Source organism: Brevibacterium otitidis (genome assembly GCF_042429315.1).
GTDB classification, from domain to species: Bacteria; Actinomycetota; Actinomycetes; order Actinomycetales; family Brevibacteriaceae; genus Brevibacterium; species Brevibacterium otitidis.
The window spans coordinates 1-20,221 of record NZ_JBHMAU010000045.1; the positions used below are offsets into that span (position 1 = coordinate 1).

21 protein-coding genes are annotated in these 20,221 nt (G+C 65.7%); 16 read left to right on the plus strand and 5 right to left on the minus strand.

The genetic code is table 11. From position 1 onward, the window contains the following. Positions 1–658: 658 nt before the first annotated feature. The gene (locus ACFFN1_RS06325; RefSeq protein WP_376839629.1) at positions 659–1,369 is read right to left on the minus strand and encodes an SOS response-associated peptidase; all 711 of its coding nucleotides are present in this window, start codon (positions 1,367–1,369) and stop codon (positions 659–661) included. A gap of 90 nt (positions 1,370–1,459) precedes the next feature. Between ACFFN1_RS06325 and ACFFN1_RS06330 the strand changes: the two genes are divergently transcribed. Then, positions 1,460–1,963: a MarR family winged helix-turn-helix transcriptional regulator gene (locus ACFFN1_RS06330; RefSeq protein ID WP_376839630.1), complete on the plus strand. Its 504-nt coding sequence runs from the start codon at positions 1,460–1,462 to the stop codon at positions 1,961–1,963. A 90-nt stretch (positions 1,964–2,053) separates the two neighbouring features. Here ACFFN1_RS06330 and ACFFN1_RS06335 read toward each other — a convergent pair whose 3' ends face one another. Then, positions 2,054–2,629, minus strand: a complete 576-nt coding sequence (locus ACFFN1_RS06335; protein ID WP_376839632.1) for a putative immunity protein — start codon at positions 2,627–2,629, stop codon at positions 2,054–2,056. Positions 2,630–2,932: 303 nt separating this feature from the next. Between ACFFN1_RS06335 and ACFFN1_RS06340 the strand changes: the two genes are divergently transcribed. The 5 genes from ACFFN1_RS06340 (at position 2,933) to ACFFN1_RS06360 (ending at position 7,814) form a co-directional block, all read left to right on the plus strand. Next, the gene (locus ACFFN1_RS06340; protein ID WP_376839634.1) at positions 2,933–4,099 is read left to right on the plus strand and encodes an acyl-CoA dehydrogenase family protein; all 1,167 of its coding nucleotides are present in this window, start codon (positions 2,933–2,935) and stop codon (positions 4,097–4,099) included. Further along, positions 4,100–5,146 carry an enoyl-CoA hydratase/isomerase family protein gene (locus ACFFN1_RS06345; protein ID WP_376839636.1) on the plus strand — a complete coding sequence of 349 codons (1,047 nt, stop codon included), beginning with the start codon at positions 4,100–4,102 and terminating at the stop codon, positions 5,144–5,146. Next, complete coding sequence (locus ACFFN1_RS06350; RefSeq protein ID WP_376839638.1) at positions 5,143–5,919, plus strand: enoyl-CoA hydratase; 777 nt, start codon at positions 5,143–5,145, stop codon at positions 5,917–5,919. The genes ACFFN1_RS06345 and ACFFN1_RS06350 overlap by 4 nt, the downstream gene beginning before the upstream one ends. Positions 5,920–6,066: 147 nt before the next feature. Then, positions 6,067–7,047, plus strand: coding sequence for an NAD(P)H-dependent flavin oxidoreductase (locus ACFFN1_RS06355; RefSeq protein WP_376839640.1), 981 nt, complete (start codon positions 6,067–6,069; stop codon positions 7,045–7,047). Beyond that, on the plus strand, positions 7,044–7,814 hold the full coding sequence (locus ACFFN1_RS06360; RefSeq protein ID WP_376839642.1) for a crotonase/enoyl-CoA hydratase family protein: 771 nt from the start codon (positions 7,044–7,046) through the stop codon (positions 7,812–7,814). Before ACFFN1_RS06355 ends, ACFFN1_RS06360 begins: the two co-directional genes overlap by 4 nt. 68 nt (positions 7,815–7,882) lie before the next feature. Here ACFFN1_RS06360 and ACFFN1_RS06365 read toward each other — a convergent pair whose 3' ends face one another. Then, entirely contained in the window at positions 7,883–8,218 is a 336-nt protein-coding gene (locus ACFFN1_RS06365) for a hypothetical protein (RefSeq protein WP_376839643.1), read from the minus strand. 259 nt (positions 8,219–8,477) lie between these two features. Here ACFFN1_RS06365 and ACFFN1_RS06370 point away from each other — a divergent pair, with 259 nt between their 5' ends. From ACFFN1_RS06370 to ACFFN1_RS06400, 7 genes are all read left to right on the plus strand, one after another. Further along, a complete protein-coding gene (locus tag ACFFN1_RS06370; RefSeq protein ID WP_376839645.1) occupies positions 8,478–8,927 on the plus strand; it encodes a Rossmann-fold NAD(P)-binding domain-containing protein in 450 nt (149 codons plus the stop codon). Between the two features lie 176 nt (positions 8,928–9,103). Beyond that, entirely contained in the window at positions 9,104–9,826 is a 723-nt protein-coding gene (locus tag ACFFN1_RS06375) for an HAD family hydrolase (protein WP_376839647.1), read from the plus strand. Further along, complete coding sequence (gene phnD / locus ACFFN1_RS06380) at positions 9,823–10,812, plus strand: phosphate/phosphite/phosphonate ABC transporter substrate-binding protein (protein ID WP_376839649.1); 990 nt, start codon at positions 9,823–9,825, stop codon at positions 10,810–10,812. Before ACFFN1_RS06375 ends, phnD begins: the two co-directional genes overlap by 4 nt. Before the next feature lie 45 nt (positions 10,813–10,857). After that, positions 10,858–11,715, plus strand: a complete 858-nt coding sequence (phnC, locus tag ACFFN1_RS06385; protein WP_376839651.1) for a phosphonate ABC transporter ATP-binding protein — start codon at positions 10,858–10,860, stop codon at positions 11,713–11,715. Further along, complete coding sequence (gene phnE / locus ACFFN1_RS06390; RefSeq protein WP_376839653.1) at positions 11,712–12,575, plus strand: phosphonate ABC transporter, permease protein PhnE; 864 nt, start codon at positions 11,712–11,714, stop codon at positions 12,573–12,575. Before phnC ends, phnE (ACFFN1_RS06390) begins: the two co-directional genes overlap by 4 nt. Beyond that, positions 12,572–13,432, plus strand: coding sequence for a phosphonate ABC transporter, permease protein PhnE (gene phnE, locus ACFFN1_RS06395; RefSeq protein WP_376839655.1), 861 nt, complete (start codon positions 12,572–12,574; stop codon positions 13,430–13,432). The genes phnE (ACFFN1_RS06390) and phnE (ACFFN1_RS06395) overlap by 4 nt, the downstream gene beginning before the upstream one ends. Next, on the plus strand, positions 13,410–14,282 hold the full coding sequence (locus tag ACFFN1_RS06400) for a MurR/RpiR family transcriptional regulator (protein ID WP_376839657.1): 873 nt from the start codon (positions 13,410–13,412) through the stop codon (positions 14,280–14,282). Before phnE (ACFFN1_RS06395) ends, ACFFN1_RS06400 begins: the two co-directional genes overlap by 23 nt. Positions 14,283–14,288: 6 nt before the next feature. Here the strand turns inward: ACFFN1_RS06400 and ACFFN1_RS06405 are convergent, their stop codons facing one another. Continuing rightward, positions 14,289–15,539, minus strand: a complete 1,251-nt coding sequence (locus tag ACFFN1_RS06405) for a CobW family GTP-binding protein (RefSeq protein WP_376839659.1) — start codon at positions 15,537–15,539, stop codon at positions 14,289–14,291. 144 nt (positions 15,540–15,683) lie between these two features. On the opposite strand from ACFFN1_RS06405, the gene ACFFN1_RS06410 reads away from it, so the two are divergent. From ACFFN1_RS06410 to ACFFN1_RS06420, 3 genes are all read left to right on the plus strand, one after another. Beyond that, positions 15,684–16,454 (plus strand): hypothetical protein, encoded by a 771-nt coding sequence (locus ACFFN1_RS06410; protein WP_376839661.1) that lies wholly within the window; start codon positions 15,684–15,686, stop codon positions 16,452–16,454. A gap of 125 nt (positions 16,455–16,579) precedes the next feature. After that, on the plus strand, positions 16,580–17,674 hold the full coding sequence (locus ACFFN1_RS06415; RefSeq protein ID WP_512699277.1) for a YycP family beta-propeller protein: 1,095 nt from the start codon (positions 16,580–16,582) through the stop codon (positions 17,672–17,674). A gap of 200 nt (positions 17,675–17,874) precedes the next feature. Beyond that, entirely contained in the window at positions 17,875–18,522 is a 648-nt protein-coding gene (locus ACFFN1_RS06420) for a hypothetical protein (protein WP_376839664.1), read from the plus strand. Between the two features lie 922 nt (positions 18,523–19,444). Here the strand turns inward: ACFFN1_RS06420 and ACFFN1_RS06425 are convergent. Continuing rightward, complete coding sequence (locus tag ACFFN1_RS06425; RefSeq protein WP_376839666.1) at positions 19,445–20,131, minus strand: prolyl oligopeptidase family serine peptidase; 687 nt, start codon at positions 20,129–20,131, stop codon at positions 19,445–19,447. Positions 20,132–20,221: the final 90 nt, after the last annotated feature.

A 20,221-nucleotide genomic window follows, 5' to 3' on the forward strand; every position in this document is an offset into this window, starting at 1 on the left:
CGCCGCCAGCGTTCGTCCTGAGCCAGGATCAAACTCTCCATAAAAAAATGAAAAACAAAACCCCAGCCGAAAACCAAAGAAAAAGACAAGAGAAAACCAAACAATGGTCATCAAATGTCACATCTCTGCTTCAACCAGAAAAAAACTGGCATCACAAAAACAAACAAACACGCTATTGAGTTCTCAAAGAACAGACGCACATCGGTTCAGCCGAGCTTGCGCCCGACCTCGTCCGAGGCAACTTCTCCAGCTTACCACTCTCATCCAGTTTGTCAACCCGGCGTGTTGCCCGGTCGTCATTCGGATTCTGTGGCCCTCGCTCGATCCTCCGTTATCGGAGCCGCTCTGCGAGGCGAGCGGTTTTCTACTCTAGACCATCCTGGGCTGCCTGTGCAAGTCGCTGTGTGCGAGCTTCTCGGCTTCCTTCCGGTCGGCGGTTCGGCCTTGTTTCCGCGGCCGCCTGCCTGAGCAGTCGTCGCCCTCCGCTGTCCTGGCGTTCTACCTGGTCAGAGCGCTTGAACTGCTGTTCGTCGCGCTGGGCAACGAGTACTAACCTAAACCGTTTCGCTCAGCGGATGCAAATCGAGGCGATGTGCCCTTGCTCACAGATCACCGCGCGGCTGAGTCTTCGGCCGCCTCACTGCTGGCGACGGCGGTCTCAAGTCAGGGGTTCTGCCACCTCGGGCCCCTGGTTGCGGACGTTGCCCACGGCAGCTCCCACGCGGAACCGCTCCACCGAATCTGGGTCGAAACCGGCAATGACATCATCGAGGACTGCGCGGGCGTCGTCCTTCTCGACAGCGGAATCGATCCAGTCGCCGAGCCTCTCAGGCGTCGTCATGACCGGCATCCGCTCGTGGACATCTGCGAGATGTCCCGCGGCCGGGCAGGTGATGATCGTGGTGGAGACGAGCCAGCCGTCGGTGATGGCCGGATCCGTCACGACCTGTCCGTCGAGATCGGGGCGGCGGCGGAACTCGAAGAGCCCGACCATATAGAGGGGCTCGTCTGCGGCGGAGTGCATGAGCCACGGCTGCTTCCCCTCTGCAGTGGCGACCCATTCGTAGTAGCCGCTGACCGGGATGATGCAGCGCTGGGAGGCGAAGGCATGGCGGAACATCGGCTTCTCCGCCACTGTCTCCGCACGCGCGTTGAAGGCCTTGAAGCCGATCTTCTCCTCTTTGGCCCAGCCTGGCACCAGCCCCCATCGGGCAGTGGCCAGGCGCCGGACGGCCTCGCCGGTGTCGGCGATGCGCTCAGCGACGATCGGCAGTGCGGCGCCAGGCGGCACGTTGTAACGCGGAGAGAAGGTGTAGTCGACGATGTCGATGCCGAGCTCGTCGACGATGTCGTGTGGATCAGTGGCCATGTTCAGACGTCCGCACATAAGGCGATCGTGCCACGTCAGTATGCTGGTGCCAAGTGTTCGCAGGTGAGCAGTCGCGGCAGGAGGAATGACGTGGAGCCTGGGTTCGACCCGATCGACGAGTCGCGCAAGCAGTGGCTTGCCCACGGCTGGACTGATGCTGCCGATGGGATGACGCTCGTCATCTCCATCATGCGCGCCCACCAACTGCTGCTCGCCCGGGTCCATCAGACGCTGCGGCCGCTGGATCTGACCTTCTCCCGCTATGAGGTGCTCGCGCTGCTGTCCTTCACCCGGCGCGGCAGCCTGCCGATGAACAAGATCACCAAGCGTCTGCAGGTGCATGCGACATCGACGACCAATTCCGTCGACCGACTCGAAGCCGCTGGTCTCGTCGCCCGCCTGCCACATCCGGCCGATGGCCGCACCACGCTCGTCGAGATCACCGATGCGGGCCGGCAACTGGTGGCTGAAGCCACCGAGGCGCTCAACCGCGACGTCTTCGAACAGCCCGGGCTGGCCCCGGCTGACACTGTGCGGCTGCTCGACGAGTTGGCTGCGCTGCGCGCTGGGCTGGAGCATCCAGCCGGCTCCTGACTGACATGTGACCGACGCCTGGCCGCCTGCTGACCGGGATCACGTGAGCGGGCCCCGGACCCCTGGCAGGTGGCGAAGCAGACCGTCCGCTCACTGCACGGCTGCGTGGATCGCCTCGGCGATCTGCCCGCGGATGCCGGTGCTGATCTGCCCGCGGATGCCGGTGCCGGCCTGACCGTGACTGCTCATGACCGGCAGCTCTGTCCCCAGAGGTGCGAGCTCATCGATGCCGGCGGTCGGCAGCCGGCGCAGAGCATCGCGCGCCAGAGGTGAGAGCACCTCCAACTGCCAGCGCACCTCATCGTCGACGGCTTCAGACCCCAGACCCAAGGCCAGACCAGCCGCCTGCGCGGCATAGGCCGCAGCACCGAGAGCATGATCGGTGAGCCTCGGCACGACCGCCGCCTGCGCTGCTGCACGCGCCGCCGCCAATCCCGCCGGAGACGCTGCCGCGGCCCCGGCGCGCAGCGCACCGCCGAGGACCTGCTCGGACCCGGCTGCGCCGCGGCTGTTTCGGCTGAAGGCATAGGTGTGCTCGATGGCAGCGCGGATGCGGCCATCGGCGGCCTCGGCTTCGAACAGCGGCAGCACACGCTCAGCACAGCCGGCTGCCCATGCGGCGAGGGCACGGCGTTCGTCCGATCTGAGGGTCGCAGAGGAGACCATGACAGCAGCTTTCGGGGACGGGGCGGGATGCACAGCCGCGACACCGACCTGGGGAACGGGGATGTCGACTGCGATGCGGTCAGCAGCCGCAGCTGTGCGGCCAGCATAGCGAACCCGGCACTCAGGTGCCGGCGGGCACCCGGGTGGGCACCGCCTCGGGCACGGTGGCAGAATGGACCCGACACAATTACTTGGACGTCCAAGTAATCTTCACTACCCTGGGACACAGACCGGTCGTGCAGGCGGCGCTGTCCTGCGGCCGCGCCGGCGCACATCACCACACACTGCAGTAAAGGAGCCACGATGGCACGCTCAACCGCGTCCGCTCTGACATTCGGGCTGACCGACGACCAGATCGAACTGTCCAATATGTGCCGCGATTTCGCTGATGCCGAGATCGCTCCGCACGCCCTCGACTGGGATGCCAACAAGCACTTCCCCGTCGACGTCATCAAGAAGACCGCCGAACTGGGCATGGGCGGCATCTACGTCTCCGAGGAGTCCGGCGGCGCGGGCCTCGGCCGCCTCGATGCCGCGCTCATCTTCGAAGCGCTCTCCACCGGCTGCCCGGCGGTGGCCGCCTACATCTCCATCCACAACATGGTCGCGTGGATGATCGACAAGTACGGCGACGATGCGCAGAAGGAGAAGTACCTCCAGCCGCTCGTGGCCTTCGAGAAGCTCGGCTCCTACTGCCTGACCGAACCGAATGCTGGCTCCGATGCGGCCGCCCTGCGCACCACCGCACGGCTCGACGGCGACCACTATGTGCTCAACGGCGTCAAGCAGTTCATCTCCGGCGCCGGCGCCTCCGAGATCTACCTCGTCATGGCCCGCACCGGCCAGGAGGGCTCGCGCGGCATCTCGACCTTCATCGTCGAGAAAGACACCGAGGGTTTCGACTTCGGACCCAACGAGATCAAGATGGGCTGGAATGCCCAGCCGACCCGCCAGGTGTTCATGGAGAACGTCAAGGTGCCCGTCGAGAACCGCCTGGGCGACGAAGGCGAGGGCTTCAAGATCGCGATGTCCGGCCTCGACGGCGGCCGCCTCAACATCGGCGCCTGCTCGCTCGGCGGCGGACAGGCTGCCCTGGAGAAGGCCATCACCTACATGGGCGAGCGCCAGGCCTTCGGCACCGAGCTCAACGGCTTCCAGGCCCTGCGCTTCCGGCTGGCCGATATGCAGACCAAGCTCGAAGGCGCCCGCTCCCTGCTGCGCCGCGCGGCTGCCGCCTATGACGCCGGAGATCCGAACACTTCGCTGCTGGCGGCGATGGCGAAGCTGTCTGCCACCGACACCGGATTCGAGGTGGCCAACGACGCCCTGCAGCTGTTTGGCGGATACGGTTATCTCAACGAATATGGAATCGAGAAGCTGGTCCGCGACCTGCGCGTACACCAGATCCTCGAAGGCACGAACGAGATCATGCGGGTCATCATCTCCCGCAAGAGCACAGGAGTGGGATAAATGACATCATCTGACGACGCGCTCGTCATCACGCGCGTGGTGAACGGCCTCGGCCGCATCGAGCTCAACCGGGCCAAGGCGATCAACGCACTCGGCCGCGATATGGTCGCAGCCATCGACGCCGCGCTGAATGCATGGCGCGATGACGATGCGGTCTCCGCCGTGCTCATCACCGGCCGTGGCGAACGCGGGCTGTGCGCCGGCGGCGACATCAAGGCCATCTACGAGGATCTCGTGGCCGGCACGCAGGAGTCCGTGGACTTCTGGGCCGAGGAATACCGGATGAACTTCGACATCGCCAACTACCCCAAGCCCTATATCGCGATCATGCACGGCATCACGATGGGCGGCGGCGTGGGCGTGTCTGTCCACGGCTCGCACCGGGTGGTGACCGAGACGACGAAGCTCGGCATGCCGGAGACCGGCATCGGCCTGTTCCCCGACATCGGCGGCACCCACCTGCTCGCCCAGACCCCCGGTGAGATCGGCATGTACATGGGCCTCACCGGCCTGCCGATCGGCGCCGGTGCCGCGCTGGCTTACGGGCTGGCCGACACCTTTGTGCCCCAGGAAAAGATCGAAGAGCTCATCACCGCGCTCGAAGCCGATGGCACCCAGGCCGTCGAGACCCTGGAGTCCTTCTCCGGCGAGGCGCCTGCCAATGAACTGGCCGAGGCCGAGGCGTGGATCAACACCTGCTTCGCCCACGACTCCGTCGAGGCGATCGTCGCCGCGCTGCTGGCCCACGGCGATGCGGACGCCGCCGCGACCGCCGAGGTCATCCAGGCGAAGTCGCCGCAGTCCCTGGCGGTGACCTTCGAGATGATCCGCACCGCGCAGGCGATGTCCCTGCAGGAGGTGCTCGAACGGGATCTGCGCGCCGGCGCCGAGATCGCCGCCCGTCCGGACCTGCGTGAGGGCATCCGCGCCCAGGTCATCGACAAGGACCGCAATCCGCAGTGGAACCCGGCCACCCTCGGCGAGGTCGAGCAGGCCGAGGTCGACGCGATCCTCAACACCGAACAGGACAGGAAGGTTTTCTCATGACCGACTTCGAGACGATCCTCACCGAATCCGCCGACGGCATCGCCGTCATCACGATCAACCGGCCCAAGGCGCTCAACGCCCTCAACCAGCAGGTGCTCGAGGACATCGCCACCGCTGCTGAGCAGTTCGACGCCGATGACTCCGTCAAGGCGATCATCCTCACCGGCACCGACCGCGCCTTCGCCGCCGGAGCTGACATCAAGCAGATGGCCGAGCTCGACTTCGCCACCGCCTTCAAAACCGACTTCTTCGCCGGCTGGAGCCGCCTGACCGCGGTGCGCAAGCCGACGATCGCCGCGGTCAACGGCTTCGCACTCGGCGGCGGCTGTGAGGTGGCGATGATGTGCGACATCCTCATCGCCTCGGAGAAGGCGAAGTTCGGCCAGCCGGAGATCAACCTCGGCGTGCTGCCGGGCATGGGCGGCTCGCAGCGCCTGACCCGCGCGATCGGCAAGGCCAAGGCGATGGACCTGTGCCTGACCGGCCGGATGATGGACGCCGAGGAAGCCGAGCGCTCCGGTCTCGTCGCCCGCGTCGTCCCGCACGACGAGCTGATGGACGAGGCGAAGAAGATCGCCGCGACGATCGCGTCGAAGTCCCGCATCGCCTCGGCGATGGTGAAGGAGGCGGTCAACACCGCTTTCGAGACCACGCTGGAGCAGGGACTGCTCTTCGAGCGCCGCCTGTTCCACTCGGCGCTGGCGACCAAAGACCAGTCCGAGGGCATGGCCGCCTTCGTCGAGAAGCGCGACCCGAACTTCACCGACAGCTGATCGGCCCCGGCAGCGACAGCCGGCATCCGCTCCCGAGGCGGCGGTCACCCCAACGGGTGACCGCCGCCTTGCACGTGGTGTGGGTTACAGTAGTGGGCGACAGTGCTTAACAATCGTTCGGTCACCCCGACGTTCACGAGGAGAAACATGGCTCTTCCCGAGGTCCTCACCCGTCCCCTGCGGCTGCCGGTCATCGCATCGCCGATGTTCATCGCCTCTGGTCCCCAGCTCGTCACCGCCCAGTGCCAGGCCGGCGTGATCGGGGCGTTCCCCACGCTCAACGCGCGCCCGGCCGAGCTGCTCGATGAATGGCTGCACGAGATCGGCGAATCCAATGAGGCGTTCGCCAAGGCGAACCCGGACAAGCCGGTCGGGGCGGTCGCAGCGAACCTCATCGTGCACCGGTCCAACAACCGCATCGAGGCTGACCTGGAGATGATCGTCAAGCACCAGGTGCCGATCGTCATCACCTCACTCGGTGCCCGCACCGAGGTCAACGACGCCGTGCACTCTTACGGCGGCATCGTGCTCCATGACGTCATCCACAACGGCTTTGCGCACAAGGCGATCGAGAAGGGCGCCGATGGCCTCATCCTCGTCGCCGCCGGAGCCGGCGGGCATGCCGGAATGCTCTCGCCGTTCGCCTTCCTCAACGAGGTCCGCGCCTGGTTCGACGGCCCGATCGCCCTATCCGGAGCCGTGGCTCACGGCCGGTCGGTGCTCGCCGCGCAGGCAGCGGGGGCTGACTTCGCCTATGTCGGCTCGGCGTTCCTCGCCACCCCGGAGGCGCAGGTGACCGATGAGTACCGGCAGATGATCGTCGATTCGACCGCTAGCGACATCGTCTACACCAACCTCTTCACCGGCGTGCACGGCAACTATCTGCGCGGCAGCATCGAAGCTGCCGGCCTCGACCCGGACAATCTGCCGGAATCCGATCCCTCGAAGATGAACTTCGGCTCCGGCGGGTCGGAGAAGTCGAAGGCCTGGCGCGACATCTGGGGTTCGGGTCAGGGCATCGGCACGATCGATGAGTCCCTGCCGGCCGGTGAGCTCGTCGCACGCCTGGCCGATGAGTACGAGGCAGCGAAGAGCGAGATGCTCGCCACGCTCGGAGTCAGCTCATGAGCGGCGAACCCGAGGTGCTCAGCGAGGTCCGCGGCAACGTCCTCGTCATCACCCTCAACCGGCCCGAGGCGAAGAACGCCGCGACTGCCCAGATGGCCCGGCTCATGGCCGGGATCATCGACGACTTCGATGCTGATGACAGCCTCAGCGTCGCCGTGCTCACCGGTGCCGGCGGAACGTTCTGCTCCGGGATGGATCTCAAGGGGTTCGTCCGCGGTGAGCTGCCGGGCCTGCCCGGCCGCGGGTTCCTGGCGCTCACCAAGGCACCGCCTGCCAAGCCGCTCATCGCCGCTGTCGAAGGCTATGCACTGGCCGGCGGGTTCGAGACGATGCTCGCCTGCGACCTCGTCGTCGCCGCGGAGTCGGCGCAGTTCGGCATCCCCGAAGTCAAGCGCGGCCTCGTCGCTGCCTCCGGCGGGCTGGTGACCCTGCCGGAGCGCACCCACCGGGCCGTGGCGATGGAGATGGCGCTCACCGGTGACATCTACCCGGCGAGCTTCGGCGAGAAGCACGGCTTCGTCAACGCGCTCGTGCCCGAAGGCCGGGCCCTCGACAGTGCGCTGGCACTGGCCGAGCGGATCGCCGCGAACGGGCCGCTGGCCGTGCGGGCCTCAAAGCAGATCATCAGCGAAAGTCCCGACTGGCCGGCCGGTGAGAAGCTCTCCCGCCAGGCGGCCATCAGCGATCCGGTCATGCACTCCGATGACGCCCGCGAAGGCGCAACCGCATTCGCCGAGAAGCGCGCCCCACGCTGGACCGGGCGATGAGGACCCGCCACACCTGCTGAACGGCTGAAGCGCCGCGCACTGTGCTCAGTGCGAGGCGCTTTGCTCATTCACGAGTTCGAGACGAGCTCTGAGGTGTCTCTGACGGTGATGGCGTCCCAGCCCGGCGTCGCGCCGCCGGCCGCGTGCACGGCTGCCCGAACTGCGGAGTCGGCTGTCTGAGCCGCCGCTTCGAAAGTGTCACCTTCGGTCGTGACGGTGGCGGCAATGAGACTTTCGTTCGCGTCCATGGAGACGGTCGAATCGAGCAGACCCATTGTCGCGTCCTCCAACGACGCAAGCTCATCGGCGAGGGCATCGAAGACTGATTCCAGATCAGTATCGCCACTGATGGAGACGCGGAACTCGATCTCGGAAACTACCATGACGCTCTGTTGCTGACTCATGTCCCCTCCTCCCAGGGATAGCAAGGCTGTCTGTACAACCACCCAAGTGTGTCCCTGACGTAGTTCGGATTACTCGGCGAAAGGTGGATGGTTCGAATGTGCTTGCCGCAGGGGCACTTCACCTTATAGTACTTCTTCCGCGGGTCAACGATCTTTCATCCGCCCCGGCCTGCTCGGGGGCACCGGCGATGACACCGGCCGCTCAGGTTACTACCCGTGGCGGTTCGCGCATCCCACCGGGCCCGAGGTGGTGGTTCCGATGGACATCGGATTCCCCCTCAGCCTGCTCGACGTCACCGACCTGGCCAACTGGATCGTCCACTGCGCTGAGTATCGGACGACCGGGATCTTCAATGCCGCCGCCCCTACCGCCACTCTTGGTGAGCTGCTTGACGCCGCGCAGCAGGCCGCCGGCACGGAGGTGGAGCTGCTTCCGGTCGACAGCGGTCTACTCACCGACGCGGGAGCGGGCATGTGGATGGGCCCGGAGAGTCTGCCGCTGTGGGCCGAGATCCCTGACATGCCCTTCATCGGTACCGTCGGGGCTGATGCCGCACGCGCCCGCGGGCTGACGCACCAACCACTGGAACGGACGTTCGCCGATGCTCTGGCCTTCGAAGAATCCCGCGGCGGGCCGATCGCTGCCGGTGCTGCTGGACTGTCCGATGCCATGGAGGAGACGCTGCGCCGGCTGGCGCGCGGGGATTGACCCGCCACCTCCAATGTGCTGCACCTGCCCCGGCTGATTCCGTCTGCCGGGGCATTTCTATGCGGTTTGGACACTGTCACCGCGAATTCACATTCTCGTGGGCATTTCGTTCATATCGCCTGTTTATCATGGACGGTGCGTCCGCAGCCGTGGGCGCGCAATCCGAAGGAGCCCCCGTGGCAGCAAGCATCATCTTCGACTTCGACGGCACTCTGGCGATCGGGCACGGCCCGGTCCTCGCCTACGCCGATGAAGCCGCCGCATTCGCCGGCACGGATTTCCGATCACGCGTCGATGCAGCGCTTGCGGACTTCGACCGCGGTGACCGCACCTACCGCGACGGCTATGACGTCGTCGGCTCATTGGCGGCAGCTGATGGAGTCGACGAGGGTACGCTGTCGGGTGCGTATCAGCGCAGTCGGCTCAAGCTCGGCACCGCCGCTGCACCCGTGGAGACCATCGAGGACCTCGCTGGCTTCCTCGCGGCACTCGCACCGCATGCCGAGCTCATCCTCGCGACCAACGCCCCTGAGCACGGCCTCCACCAGGTGCTCGACTCCTGGGGTGTGCGCGAGCGCTTCGATGCCGTGCATGTCAATGTCGGCAAGCCCCTGGGGCTCGTCGACATCGCCAGACGGGCCCGTGCGCGCGGGCCCGTCCTCGCCATCGGCGACATCGTCGAGTTCGATCTCGCACCCGCCTGGGCCATGGGTGCCGACACCGTCCTCGTCGGGGCGACCGCATTCGACAGCGCAGCTCCTGTCACCATGCGCGGCAGCTCGCTGGCTGAGATGCGTGATGGCATCCTCAGCTGGGCCCAGTCCCGTTCCGCTTCAGACTCATCCGCTTCCTCATCCGCTCCTCTTCCTTCGCCTACCACAGAAAGCAGGCTGTCATGATCCGTCCTCTGCTCGCCTCCACCGCAGCGATCGCCTTCGCCGTCACCGCCGCAGGCTGCGGTTCGGCCTCGAACGCCTCCGACGCTCCCGACTCGATCACCATCTCGCTCGTCCCCTCCATTCAGGGTGAGGATCTGGCTGAAGCCCTCGACCCGCTGACGGAGTACCTCAGCGAAGAGCTCGATATGGAGGTCAAGGGAGTGGTCGCCAACGACTATGCCGCCACCGTCGAAGCCCTCGGCTCGGACCAGGCGCAGGTCATCATCACCGATGCCGGCTCGATCTACAACGCCATGAACCAGTACAACGCCGAGCTCATCCTCCGCGACGTCCGGTTCGGCGCCACCTCCTACGCCTCGATGGCCATCACCAACAACCCCGACAAGTACTGCGAGGACGAGCCGGTCAAGGCGACGTACCAGGCCGCCGATGCTGAGCTGACGTACTGCAACGGCCTCGAAGAGGCCGGCTCCACTGCCTCGGGCCAGGGACCGAAGGGACTTGAGGCGCTCACGAAGGCCAAGGGCGCGAAGGTCGCTCTCCAGGCCACCACCTCGCCGGCGGGCTACCAGTACCCGGTCGTGGCGATGAAGGAGCAGGGCCTCAACCCCGATGCGGACATCGAGCAGATCCCGGTCGAGGGCAACAACAACGCCGTCATCGCGGTGGCCAACGGAGATGCCGAGGTCGGATTCGCCTTCTGGGACGCCCGCTCGGAGGTGCTGGAGGAGACCCCGGACATCGGTGACAAGGCCGTGGCCTTCGCCTACTCGGACATGATTCCCAACGGCGGCGTCGCTGTGTCCCAGGACCTGCCGGAGGATCTGAAGCAGAACCTCACTGACCTCATGGACAACTACGCCGATTCCTCCGATGAGGCCAAGACCGTCATGCAGGATCTCGTCAACCTCTCCGACTGGACCACCGAGCTGGAAGAGGACCAGATCCAGCGCTATGGCGAGATCCTCGAGGAGTTCTCGCAGTGATCGTCCCGCTGTCTCAGACGCGGAACCTGAGGAAAGGCATTCTGCATGCACGCTGATGCAGGCCATGCGGCGGCCGGGAGCAGCCCGGCCGCCGCACCGTGGCATATCGAGCTCGACAACGTCTCCGTGACGTATCCCAATGGCACGCGCGGGCTGCGCAATGTGTCGCTGAGCATCGCTCCCGGTGAGATCGTCTCGATCGTCGGCCTGTCCGGATCGGGCAAGTCGACGCTCATCCGCACGATCAACGGACTCGTCGCAGCCACAGAGGGCACCGTCCGCGTCGGCCCGCACGAGATCACCTCGAGCAGCGGCGCCGCACTGCGGCGAGCGCGTGGCGGGATCGGCATGATCTTTCAGGGCTTCAATCTCGCCGAACGCACCACGGTCATGGACAATGCGCTCGTCGGCCGGTTCGCCTACACCCCCTGGTGGCGCAGCCTGCTCGGCCTGTACACGCCAGCCGACCGCGAGCTCGCGCTGCGCGCCCTCGACTCGGTCGGGATGCTGGAGAAGGTGTGGAGCCGCGCCGGAGCGCTCTCCGGTGGACAGAAGCAGCGGGTCGCCATCGCCCGTGCGCTCACGCAGCAGCCGCAGGTGATGCTCGCCGACGAACCGGTCGCCAGCCTCGACCCGCCCACGGCGCATGCGGTGATGGCCGATCTGCAGCGCATCAACGCCGAGCGCGGCCTCACCGTGCTCGTCAACATCCACATGATCGACCTCGCTCGCCAGTACACCACCCGCATGATCGGTCTGCGCGCCGGCGAGATCGTCTACGACGGCCCGACCGCAGACGCCACCGACGCGGTGTTCGAAGAGATCTACGATCGTCCGATCCAGGCTCGCGACACGCTCGGCGTCGAACCGGTCGAAGCCGCCTCGCTGGGAGAGCAGGCATGAGTTCACAGCTCCCCGATGCGGCTCCGGACGGCTCCGCATCAGCACCGTCTGAGATGTCTGCGCAGCCGACGCCGGCGGTGCCGCCGAAACCGCGCCACCATGTGCGCACGGCCGCCATCGCCGGGGCGTTCCTCGTCTTCACCGTGCTCGCCTGCACCCCGGCGATCGGCGGAGTCGATGTCGATCTGGGCGCTTTCGTCGAGCACTGGCGCAACGGCTGGAACAAGTTCGTCCAGCTGCTGCAGCCCAACCTCGCGTTCCTGCCCCGGACCGTCGGCCCGATGCTGGAGACGCTGCAGATGGCCGTCGTCGGTGCCTGCGCCGCCGCGCTCGTCTCCGTGCCGCTGACCCTGTGGGCAGCCAAGCCGACGAATCCGTCGTGGCCTCTGCGCACCATCGTGCGCACCATCATCAACGTCATCCGCTCGGTCCCGGACCTCGTCTACGCGTCGATCCTCGTCGTCATGGTCGGCACCGGTGCGCTGCCGGGTGTCCTCACGCTGTTCCTCTTCGACATCGGCATCGTCGTCAAACTCGTCTCCGAGGCCATCGACTCCTCTGAGCACGGCTACATGGAGGCAGGGCGGGCAGCCGGAGGCAGCCAGCTGCAGATCAACCGGCTCACGGCCCTGCCGCAGGTGATGCCGCTGTTCGCGAACCAATGGCTCTACGTCCTCGAACTCAACGTCCGCATCTCCGCGATCCTCGGCCTCGTCGGCGCCGGCGGCATCGGCCGGCTCATCGAGGAGCGCCGCTCCTTCTTCCGCTATGACGATGTGTCGGCTGTCATCCTCGAGATCCTCGTCGTCGTCATCATCATCGAAGTCATCTCGAACCTGCTGCGCAGGAGGCTGGTATGAGCACCGCTGCCACCACCGCGCGCCGGACGGACGCGGCCCTGCCCGCACCCGAGGCGCCAGCTCGTCCCAGCCGCAGCCGCCGGACGATCATCACCGTCATCGTCGGCGTCGTCATCCTCGCTGCCGCATCCGGTCTGCGCATCGACTGGACGGATCTGGGCCGCGTGCCCGGGCAGATCGTGCACTATCTGCAGCTCATGTTCGGCCCGCCGAACTGGGAGAAGCTGCCGCGCGCACTCGAAGAGACGTGGCGGTCGATCTCCATGGCCTGGGTCGGAGCGATCATCTGCGTCGTCATCTCGATCCCGCTCGGCATGCTCGCCGCGCACGGCATCGGCCCGGCCTGGCTGCGGCTCGTGCTGCGCGGCCTCTTCGCCGTCATCCGCGCCGTTCCCGAGGTGATCATCGCCCTGCTGCTGCTCGCCGTCACCGGTCTGACGCCGTTCACCGGTGCGCTGGCACTCGGCATCGCCGGCATCGGCACCCAGGGCAAATGGGTCTACGAGACGATCGAGTCCGTGCAGGACGGCTCTGCTGAAGCGGTGCGCGCCGCCGGCGGCACCACCGCCGAGGTGGCCCGCTGGGCGCTGTGGCCGACGGCGAAGGCATCGCTGCTGTCCTTTGCGCTCTACCGCTTCGAAATCAACATCAGAACCTCTGCCGTGCTCGGACTCATCGGCGCCGGCGGCATCGGCAGCATGCTGTCGAACTACACGAACTACCGAGAGTGGGACACTGTAGGCATGCTGCTCATCGTCGTGGTCCTGGCGACGATGCTCATGGACACCATTTCCGGTGCCATCCGCCGCCGAATCATGGAAGGGGCCAGATCTCGTGGCATGGAACGGAGCTCCTGATACCCTGCCGAGCGTGCGCATCATGACGCTGGCGCCGTCACTGCACCCCACCGAGCGGCAGGTCGCCGAGGCGGTGCGCGCCGATCCGGCCGCCTGCATCGAGAACACCGCGCAGGAGCTCGCAACCCGCGTCGGCGTCGGCCGTTCGACGGTCGTGCGCACCGCGCAGACGCTCGGCTATGACGGGTACCCGCAGCTGCGTGTCGCCGTGGCGCAGGAGCTCGCGCTCGGCTCACCTGCCCAGCCCGGAGCCGAGGTGCCGGGCGGCTCCGCGCTCGATCAGCTTCGTGCCCGGGCCCAGCGGTTCGCCGCCCAGCTGCCGCATGCGGTCTCGGCGCTGACCGAGGAGGCGGTCGAGCAGTTCATCACCGCTGTCGACACCGCTGACCGGGTGCTCGTCGTCGCCAACGGGCTGTCGAGTCCCCTCGGACTCGATCTCGTTCTGCGGCTCACGGCGGCCGGCCGCTCCGCCGAGCACTTCGCCGACCCGGTCGCGCAGCAGATCGTCGCCGGGCAGCTGAGCGAAGACTCGGTCTGCGTCGTCATCTCCGGCTCCGGGATCAACCGCTCCTCTGTCGAGACGATGCGCAGCGCCCGCGACAGCGGGGCGACGATCATCGCACTGACATCGTTCGCCGGCTCCCCTGTCGCCGATCTCGCCGATGTGCTTCTGCTGCTGCCCCCTGACAGCGGCGGCTTCCGCGATGAGCTGCTGCACACCTCGCGCGCGGCGTTCATGCTGCTCATCGAGTTCCTCATCGACGCGTTCCACGAGCACCGCGGCGAGCGCGGCCGCGCGGCACGAACCCGCATGCTCGGGGTGCTCGGCGGCATGCTCCAGGAGGAGTGAGACCGCTCAGCCGTGCAGCCGGATGAGCGTGCGGATCCGCTCCAGCCCCGGTGCGGCGGGACCGTCGGCCGGCAGCTCAGCCAGCGCCTCGGCCGCGGCTGCCCGGGCTGCCGTCTCGTCGAGCTCGGCGCCGATGATGACGAGCGCACTGCCGGCAGTCGCAGCGCCAGTGCCCTGTCCTGGCCCTGCTGCAGCGGCGAAGACGTTGGGGCCGACAGCCTGCACGACGAACCGCTTCGGGCCGCGCTCGGTCGGCACAGTGATGACGCCTTTGGCGCGGTAGGCGCCGACCGGCAGATTCTCCAGCAGGTCGAGCACCGCGGCCGCGCTGACCGCGCCGGGCACCTCGACCGTGACGGAGCGGGCGTGGATGTGGTCGTGGACGGGTGAGTCGAGTGCGGCCAGCAGCGCCTCATCGCGAGACGCGTAGGCCTCCATGAACAGCTCCTGCAATGGCAGCTCCGCCTGCTGCCAGTCGCCCGCGCTCCCACGGCCCTTCTCCCCTGGTGGGGCCGCTGCCGAGGCGCCGGCCGCCTCGGGCGCGGGAGTGCCGTCGAAGAGCAGGTGCGGGTCGATGCGTCCGAGCACCGTGCCGAGAACCGCCGCCCGCGGGTTGCGGGCGTGGACGCGGCTGCGGATGCGTTCGAGCCGGGCGGTGCGCTCCGCCTCGGGAACGAGGTCGAGTTTGTTGACGAGGACGAGAGTCACGGCAGCGTAGCGGACCGGCGGCAGCTCATCGCTGTCGACAGTGTCGAAGTGCGCGCAGGCGTCGACGACGTCGATGAGGCCGCCGAGGCGGAAGCGGCTGCGGCCCCAGCGGGAGATCATGCGGGCGAGGATGAGGGGTTCGGCGAATCCGCTCGCCTCGACGATGATCGCGTCGAGGGCGAGAGCGGGTGCGGCCATCGCGGTGAGGGCGTCCTCCATGCCGCCGGCGTCGGTGAGGCAGCAGATGCAGCCGCCGGAGATCGAGACCGGTTCGTTGACCTGGCCGCTGATGAGTCCGGCGTCGACATTGAGTTCGCCGAAGTCGTTGACGATGACCCCGATGCGGGCGGCCGGGTGGCGCAGCAGATGGTTGAGGACGCTGGTCTTGCCGGCGCCGAGGTAGCCGGTGAGCACGATGACGGGCACGGCGGCTCGGGCTGCTGGCAGCTGCGCTGCACCGGGCAGCTCCTCTGCAGTCGTCGTCCGCCGGCTGGTCGTCTGCCGGTTGGTCGTCGTCCGCCGGCTGGTCCTCGTCTCCTCGGAATGCACGCTGTCCAGGTTAGTGTCAGCTCGCCGCTGTGGGGAATGCGGACGGAGCCATGCCTCAAACGGGGGATGTGAGCGGCATGAGGGCGCTCTTAGGGCCAGTTCACCGGATGTCCCGGTGAAGCACACGTCACAGGAGGAACAGCGATGCTTCGAAAGAAACACTTCCTGGCGGGTCTCCTGCTGGCTGGGGCCGTGGCCCTCAGCGGCGGAGTTCCCGCCACGGCAGCAGAATCTCCCGCCTCAGCACATCTCTCCCCGCAGTCGCCACAGGCCCTCGAGAAGCTTGAGAACCTCAACCCCGGAACATCAGACCAGGAGCTGATGAACGGACTCTCCGCATATGCGGCCGAGCGGGGAATCACTCTTGAGCAGGCTCTGCAGGAGTCCCTGAGAGAGAGCGAAGAGTCGGCGCAGGCTGCGTCGGAAGGGTCAAGCGGAGGGGTCTCTACCTACGCTACGAGAACCCTTGGCGCCGCGAAGGCCAAGGGAGATATCTTCGTCTCGCCAGCCAGCACCCTCTTCATCAAGCACGGGCACACCGGCATCTACTACACGACGGGCACGATCGTGGAGGCGCCTGGCAAGAAGGCCGGCGGCAAGACCCTGAAGAGCCGTTCATACGCTGCCTCAAAGCTCTCGGTCGGCAAGGGAGCCGTCAAGCAGTCAGTGGGCGTCAGCACTGCCAAGCGCAAGGCTTCGGCCAACCACGCATACAGCAAGCTTCGGGGCAAGCCATACAACACCAGCTTCGCAGCGAACAAGAAGGTCAACGGCTCCACGATGAACTGCTCGCAACTGGTGTGGGCGGCCTACAAGGTCGGAGGACGGATCGACCTCGACAGCAATGGCGGGCCGGGCGTCTATCCTTACAACATCAAGAACTCCAAGTACACCAAAACGTACAAGACTCTCTGATCCCACAGTTGGCGTCGTGCCTCCGCGTAGTCGGAGGCACGACGCCTCGTTGAAACGAGTTCCCATTATGATCANCCACCCCTTCCGGACTAGCAGACAACCAAGTCGCTGATACGGAAGTCTCTCTGGGGAATTCGGTCGCTGCGTTCTATCTCAGCCGCCAGTCTGCAGGCTTCACTGGGGAGGCCGGCGACGGTTTCGTCGGCCTCATCGGCCCCAAAGGCAACGTCTCTGCGCTGAGGACCTCCGGAATGGACAATGGGCAACTGGATTGGGACGAATCAGGAATCGTCTTCGCCGACACCGAGAACGACTACCACTTGGCCGGCACCCTCACGAAGACCAAAAGCCCGAAAACGAACTACCAGCAGGCGATCTTCTCAACTGGCGACGGCGGATCTGTCGGTCTCTATAACGACGGATTCACTGAGGAAGGGTATGTTGAGCAGCTGGTGACGACGGCGTCCGGTAAGGCGCAGATGAACGAGATTAAAGGCAACTACTCTGTCACCGGTATGTGCGACGGTGGCATAGTCGGCACCGCGGAACCCTCGGGGCCATACGCACGGCAAGCGGAAGCGGCGGGCTATACGCTCATGGGTGAGTACGAGCTACAGTCACAGATGCTTGCACAACTCGGGGCCGAAGCAGGTGATAAAGAGCAGGTTATCAGCATCCAGGCTATCGACGAAGGCTCCCAGTTCTCCTCGGATGCCCCCTGTGCCAATGGGCGCTTGTACCACTTGGCCAGCCTCATCCCAGATGGGGACACGCGATCGCTTGCCCTGCGTGTCTGGGACATCGACAGCGGCGACTTCGAGCAGCATGCGCTGTCTCTCCCCGACGGCACAGAACCACTCCTTGTCAACGACCTTGGGTTCGAGATCGATGGGTACGACCGCGCGTCTTTGCGCGGAGACCGCTTCGATTGGGTGGCCATCGATGGACGAGTGATGTCGACGGACACCTCCGACGGCACCACCACGGAGCTCTTCACGCTCGAGACTGATGGCTATGATTCTGAAAACCCGGTCCGGGCCGTCGAGTTCACTGACACAACCCTCGAGGTGCTCACCGTCGATGCCGAGGCGCAGATGGCGCACTTCGTGGCCTACGACCGCGAGAACGGTAAGGAGACCGTCCGGCTCGAAGTCGAAGACATTGCGGAGGCGCTGGAAGCGGGCCTGGTCCTGCGAGATATGAGCGTAGCCCCGAAGTAGCGATAAGCGGGGACTCATGCAACGAGCCAGAGGAGATTTTCCGCGTGCGCGAGTCAGCTGATCGACATCGCGGTGGTGGAGACTTGAAGCTCGTGGTGGTTCTGTCGCACGCGGTAGGGGCTCTGGAGCACAATTGCAAGCGGCTTGCGGGCTGCTTCGAGGGCGTGACATTAAGCCGGTTGTGCCGATGATCAGGTCAGGTGGACAGTACATCTGAGAGGCAGCAGCATAAGGTCGACGATGCCAGTACCGACTGCGAGAACGAGGGTGGAGAAATGGGTTGGCTGAAAGAGCTCCTGGGTGAACGTCAGTTCGTTTTCACCCTTTGGGTATGGATCGGAGGAATGGCAGCAGTCCTGTTCTGGTGCGGGGTCGCCCTGGACCAGAACGGACTCGAAGCAGCGGCCGCAGTCGGTGTATACCTGGGCTTGCCTGACGGGTTCATGACGGGGGTCGACGCGGCTGCGACCTGGATGACAGACCGTCGAGAGCTGCTCAGCCCGATCGCCGAGGGGACAGCTGTCGTTGCCGTTGCAGTCCTGATCTGTTCTCCTCATTCGCGGATGACGTTGCCTAGCGGTCCGGCGGCCGCGACTCTGTACGTGGCGATGCTCGTCGGGCAGGTCGTTGGCGGATTCTCGTTCTGGGGGTTCTTGATTCTCACGCTCACCTGGGTTTTGCTGTGGTGGCTCTTGAACGGACGGAAAGGCGGGGAAGCGTTCTGGAGTTTCCATGTCGCCATCGCGGCGACGGAAGTGATCGTGCAGACCTTCTATGTGCCGATTGCGGTGTTCGTCGCGTTCTTGTTCCCGAAGCGGGGCGGGAGGATCAAAGTTGAACTCGTCTGACCTCTGCACACATCTAAAGCTCCAGTGCCTCCGTCACGGTCGAACTCGGGACTATTGGTTAACGTCTTCGTCTCTGCCTCTACCTGTGGTGCGGTCGACGGATGACCGTTTTCGGGAGTGCTGCTCATTTCGCGGCCGTTCCGGAAGCGTCCGCGCATCGGTGTGAAGTGTAGGGTGAGGCAGCTGCCTGGCGGAAGGCCGGCAGCTTCTCGGCTCTGTCCCAGGAATTGCGCTTGACGAAGCGGTCCGCATGGCGCCTGGAGGTGCGAGCCTTGTCCATGCGCGTGGCGAAGCCAGTGCTGAGCGCATCTGTGTCCGCACGCAACAATAATGATGACGTTCACTGCTCCAAGCCGCCAGGCGGGCAGCCATCGATCGCACGCACACCTGATCCGCGAGCAACTAAAGCAACCTTGACTCGCGCGTACCGCGCCAGAATACCCAGTCCTCGTCCTCCCTGATGAGAGGCGAGAAATCCCGCGGCTCCGGCAACTCCGATGGCCGCTCGTGCCATCTACGTGCCACTCGCGATCATAGTCGCTCTCGCTGACGGGATCGCGTCCGTCGCACATGCCCAGTTTACCGCCGGGCGGCTCCATTGGCACGGGAACTTGTGCGAGCTGTGCGTAGCGCGTCGCACGTTCTCTCTGTAGCTCAGGGGCTCTCCTTGGGAGATCGGTGGCTTGTCCGTCTGGGTCGCCACTGGCAGTCTGACCGGGCGACCTCGTACGCGATTGACCACCGTCGTCCTCGGGGCTGAGACTTCATGGGGGTTGAACTCGGAGAAGGGCCGTCCCGATCGCCCGCGCTTATCATACGCGAGGTCAACTTTGCGACTTCGGAATTGGCGGGCTATCTTCTCGGTTGCTCGGAGCGGTGTGTGGGGACTTGTTGCGTTCGTGATGTGCACCGAGGATATCAATCATCCACGCGTGAGCGAGCATGTTCTCGTCGTCGGCGGCGGCCTCGGCGAGGGTCCTGCGAGGTGGCCGCCGGGGGTGATTCGTTGGATGACGTGCGCGGAGTCACGTGAGATCGAGGCGTCGCGGAAATGCTGGCTGAAACGTGCGATCGCGTCATTGTCCGCTCTCGCGTCGCGCTCAGCGGCGCGAATCCAGGCACGCGGCAGTGGGCTGCTCTGTGCGGGAAGCTCTTGGATGCGTGCCATGGGCGAGAGCCGTTGTAGGAGATCCCGGATGCCGGGGTCCCACCGGGGGTCGCCGTACTCAGCCCGGTCAGTTGACACCAGATTCGATACTGGGTTCATCAATGTTGTAAGTGGGTCAACGAAGGGATGTACGAGATGCAGGCCTCGTATCCATGTTGGTTGACGCAGGCAGGCGGCGGCTGCGGTCAGTCCGCCTGCACTGGCAGCGGTGACGACGATGCGGTCGGCCGCGACGGTGGGCAGGGCCCGGAGTGTAGCCAAGCAGGCGAGGAAGTCGTCGACTGTGCGGTATCGGTAAACGCCTGTCGCCTGCCGGTGCCACTGGGGTCCCCGCTCGCCTCCGCCGCGAATGTGACAATAGGCGACCGCGACGCCGCGAGCTAGAAGGTCGTCAGTGAACGGGTCGAAAGGGCCTTCTAGGCTGATTCGGGACTGATGCAGGGATTGGTGACAGTTTGATTGTCACGCTGCGAGGGCAGGTGACTCTATGATTGCTTCGTACTCGATTGGTGTCAATCGACCCAACCGGGC

Coding starts and splice junctions, on each gene's coding strand:
- ACFFN1_RS06340 (WP_376839634.1), top strand. CDS start 2,933: ATGGCACGCTCAACCGCGTCCGCTCTGACATTCGGGCTGACCGACGAC.
- ACFFN1_RS06365 (WP_376839643.1), bottom strand. CDS start 8,218: ATGAGTCAGCAACAGAGCGTCATGGTAGTTTCCGAGATCGAGTTCCGC.
- ACFFN1_RS06325 (WP_376839629.1), bottom strand. CDS start 1,369: ATGGCCACTGATCCACACGACATCGTCGACGAGCTCGGCATCGACATC.
- ACFFN1_RS06335 (WP_376839632.1), bottom strand. CDS start 2,629: ATGGTCTCCTCTGCGACCCTCAGATCGGACGAACGCCGTGCCCTCGCC.
- ACFFN1_RS06345 (WP_376839636.1), top strand. CDS start 4,100: ATGACATCATCTGACGACGCGCTCGTCATCACGCGCGTGGTGAACGGC.
- phnE (WP_376839655.1), top strand. CDS start 12,572: ATGAGCACCGCTGCCACCACCGCGCGCCGGACGGACGCGGCCCTGCCC.
- ACFFN1_RS06355 (WP_376839640.1), top strand. CDS start 6,067: ATGGCTCTTCCCGAGGTCCTCACCCGTCCCCTGCGGCTGCCGGTCATC.
- phnD (WP_376839649.1), top strand. CDS start 9,823: ATGATCCGTCCTCTGCTCGCCTCCACCGCAGCGATCGCCTTCGCCGTC.
- phnE (WP_376839653.1), top strand. CDS start 11,712: ATGAGTTCACAGCTCCCCGATGCGGCTCCGGACGGCTCCGCATCAGCA.
- phnC (WP_376839651.1), top strand. CDS start 10,858: ATGCACGCTGATGCAGGCCATGCGGCGGCCGGGAGCAGCCCGGCCGCC.
- ACFFN1_RS06360 (WP_376839642.1), top strand. CDS start 7,044: ATGAGCGGCGAACCCGAGGTGCTCAGCGAGGTCCGCGGCAACGTCCTC.
- ACFFN1_RS06410 (WP_376839661.1), top strand. CDS start 15,684: ATGCTTCGAAAGAAACACTTCCTGGCGGGTCTCCTGCTGGCTGGGGCC.
- ACFFN1_RS06350 (WP_376839638.1), top strand. CDS start 5,143: ATGACCGACTTCGAGACGATCCTCACCGAATCCGCCGACGGCATCGCC.
- ACFFN1_RS06370 (WP_376839645.1), top strand. CDS start 8,478: ATGGACATCGGATTCCCCCTCAGCCTGCTCGACGTCACCGACCTGGCC.